The 3142-nt window shown below is 65.1% G+C and carries 3 protein-coding genes; all 3 read right to left on the reverse strand.

Going from position 1 to position 3142, the window contains the following annotated elements; genetic code table 11:
* Positions 1-267, reverse strand: a 267-nt coding sequence (locus tag K789_RS23385; RefSeq protein ID WP_035740085.1) for a biotin/lipoyl-containing protein, incomplete at its 3' end; no start/stop codon positions are given.
* 126 nt (positions 268-393) lie between these two features.
* Positions 394-1779: a dihydrolipoyl dehydrogenase gene (gene lpdA, locus K789_RS0116740; protein ID WP_024367759.1), complete on the reverse strand. Its 1386-nt coding sequence runs from the start codon at positions 1777-1779 to the stop codon at positions 394-396.
* Positions 1780-2049: 270 nt separating this feature from the next.
* Positions 2050-3142, reverse strand: a 1093-nt coding sequence (locus K789_RS0116745) for a leucyl aminopeptidase (protein WP_024367760.1), incomplete at its 5' end; no start/stop codon positions are given.

Here is a 3142-nt window from a genome sequence, read left to right on the forward strand (position 1 = left end):
GGGGGCTTCGCCCGAGCCAGCGGAGCCGGAACCGTCACCGATGCGGACCAGCGGCGCGCCAACTTCGGCGGTCTCGTCTTCGGCGACGAGGATTTCCTCGATCACGCCGGCGATCGGAGAGGGGATCTCGGTGTCTACTTTGTCGGTGGAAACCTCGAGCAGCGGCTCGTCCACCTCTACCCGGTCACCTACCTGCTTGAGCCAGCGGGTGACGGTTCCTTCGGTGACACTCTCACCGAGGGCGGGCAAGTTAACGGATTCAGACATGTCGTCCCCGTTCTCCTTATTGATCTTTTGTGCGGATGATTGCTGCCTTGGTCGAGCTTAGTGCACCCGGCATTTCGGGCCGGGTGCACTACGCACGATGTTCTTGCGGTGGTGCGGGCGGAACTGCTAGCCGTGGAGGGCCTTGCCGGCCAGGGCCAGGTGGGCCTCGCCCAGGGACTCGTTCTGGGTCGGGTGGGCGTGGACCAGCTGGGCCACGTCTTCCGGGTAGGCTTCCCAGTTCACGATCAGCTGGGCTTCACCGATCTGCTCGCCCATGCGGGAGCCGATCATGTGGACGCCGACGACGGGGCCGTCCTTCTGGCGGACCAGCTTCACGAGGCCGCTGGTGCCCAGGATGGAGCTCTTGCCGTTGCCGGCAAGGTTGTATTCCTGGGTGAGGACCTGATCGTCACCGAACTTGGCCTTGGCGGCCTTCTCCGTGTAACCGACGGTCGCAATTTCCGGCTCGGAGTAGGTGACCTTGGGGATGTTGACGTCCTCGACGACAACCGGCTTGAGCCCGGCGATTTCCTCGGCGACGAAGATGCCCTGCTGGTAGCCGCGGTGGGCCAGCTGGACGCCCGGGACGATGTCGCCGACGGCGTAGACGTTTCCGACGCCTGTGTGCAGGCGTTCGTTGGTGATAACGAAGCCGCGGTCGATGGTCAGGCCGGCTTCCTCGTAGCCAAGGTTGGCCGTGACGGGGCCGCGGCCGACGGCGACGAGCATGAGGTCTGCCTCGAAGGTCTTGCCGTCCACGAGGGTGACCTTGACGCCGTCGGCGTTCTGCTCAACGCCCTGGAAGAAGGTGCCGGTGGAGAACTTGATGCCGCGCTTCTTGAAGGCGCGCTCGAAGGCCTTGACGATCGTCGCGTCCTCGTTCGGGACCAGCGACGGCAGGCCCTCGATGATGGTGACGTCGACGCCGAAGGACTTCCACACTGAAGCGAACTCAACGCCGATCACGCCGCCGCCCAGGATGATCGCGCTCTTCGGGATGTAATCCATGGTGAGGGCTTCGTCGGAGGTGATGACCTTGCCGCCGATTTCCAGGCCCGGCAGCGAGCGGGAGTACGAGCCGGTCGCGAGGACAATGTTCTTGCCCTTGTACGCGGTGCCGTTCACGACGACGGTGTCGGTGCCCTGGAGCTTGCCTTCGCCCTCGATGACGGTGATGCCCTTTTTGCCCTTGATGAGGCCCTGCAGGCCCTTGAACTTACCGGCGATGATGCCGTCTTTGTAGGCGTTGACAGCAGTGATGTCGATGCTGTCCAGGGTCACGTTGACGCCGTACTTCGCCGAGTCACGGGCGTGGTCGGCCAGTTCCGCGGAGTGCAGCAGGGCCTTGGTGGGGATACAGCCGTTGTGCAGGCAGGTGCCGCCGAGCTTGCCCTTTTCGATCAGGCCAACCGTGAGGCCAAGCTGAACGGCACGCAGGGCAGTTGCGTAGCCGCCGCTGCCGCCGCCGAGTACCAGGATGTCGAATTCTTGCGCAGTTGCCTGATCGGCCACTAAAACGCTCCCTCGCGTGAACGATGACACGAGAGTACGCATCATCTGGTCTTGGAACTTCCCTGCCGTGATTATGCCAGCAGGACTGTTCCCTTTCATTTGTGACTACTTCATTTGTGACTACCGGAGTTCACCTTAGCGAACCACTAATACATGCTCCACCTTGCCGTGGCGTTTGTGGAGCGCTTGTGTCCAGTCTCACGCGGCCTGGTGACCGGGGCAGCACAGCCCCGGCCGCCAGCTGGCGCGGACGCCTGGACGGGTTCGGGCCTAGGCGGTTTTGGCCAGGATGTCCTCGACGTAGGCCACGAGCGTGCGCACGGTGCAGCCCGTGCCCTGCTTGTGGTTGTAGCCGTAGGGGCTGCCGTTGTTGAAGGACGGTCCGGCAATGTCGATGTGGGCCCAGGGGATCTGCTCGCCGTCCTTGCCCTTGCCCACGAATTCGCGCAGGAAGACGGCAGCCGTCATCATGCCGCCGTGGCGTTCGCCAATGTTGGCGATGTCCGCGACCTGCGAGTCGAGGCTGGGGCGCAGCTCCTCGGGCAGCGGCATCGGCCAGACCAGTTCACCGGCGCGGTCAGCGGCAGCCTTGAGCGGGCCGGTGACGGATTCGGAGCCCATCACGCCGGCGGTGCGGTCACCGAGGGCGATGAGCTGCGCGCCGGTGAGGGTGGCGACGTCGATGATCGCGTCCGGGTACTCCTGGCTGGCGGCGACGATGCCGTCGGCCATGACCAGGCGGCCCTCGGCGTCGGTGTTCAGGACCTCAACGGTCTTGCCGCCGAACATCGTGAGCACGTCGGCGGGACGCTGGGCGGCACCCGAGGGCATGTTTTCCGCGATGCAGAGCCAGGCGGTCGCCTTGACCGGCAGGCCCAGGCCGGCGAGGGCCAGGACGGTGTTCAGCACGACGGCGGCGCCCGCCATGTCGGACTTCATGTCGCCCATGCCGAGGTGCGGCTTGAGCGAGATGCCGCCGGTATCGAAGGTGATGCCCTTGCCCACGAGGGCGATCTTGGCGGTGGCCCTGGCGGGGGAGTATTCGACCTTGACCAGGCGCGGCTGCCGGGTGGAGCCCTTGCCGACGCCGAGGATTCCGCCGAAGCCTTCCTTGTCCAGGCGCTTCTCGTCCCACACGGTCACCTTGACCGGCAGGCCCTTGGACAGTTCCCTGGCCGCTTCTGCGAAGGATTCGGGGTAGAGGTGGCTGGGCGGCTGGTTGACCAGCGAGCGGGTCGCGTTGACCGCCTTGCCAATCAGGGCGGCGCGGTCCAGTACCGGCTTCAGGCCCTTGTCTGCGGCAAAATCGGTGACAATCACGACGCTGTTGACCGGATCCTTCAGGCCGTCCTTGGCGGAGCGG

This window comes from Arthrobacter sp. TB 26 (assembly GCF_000427315.1).
Taxonomy (GTDB): Bacteria; Actinomycetota; Actinomycetes; order Actinomycetales; family Micrococcaceae; genus Arthrobacter.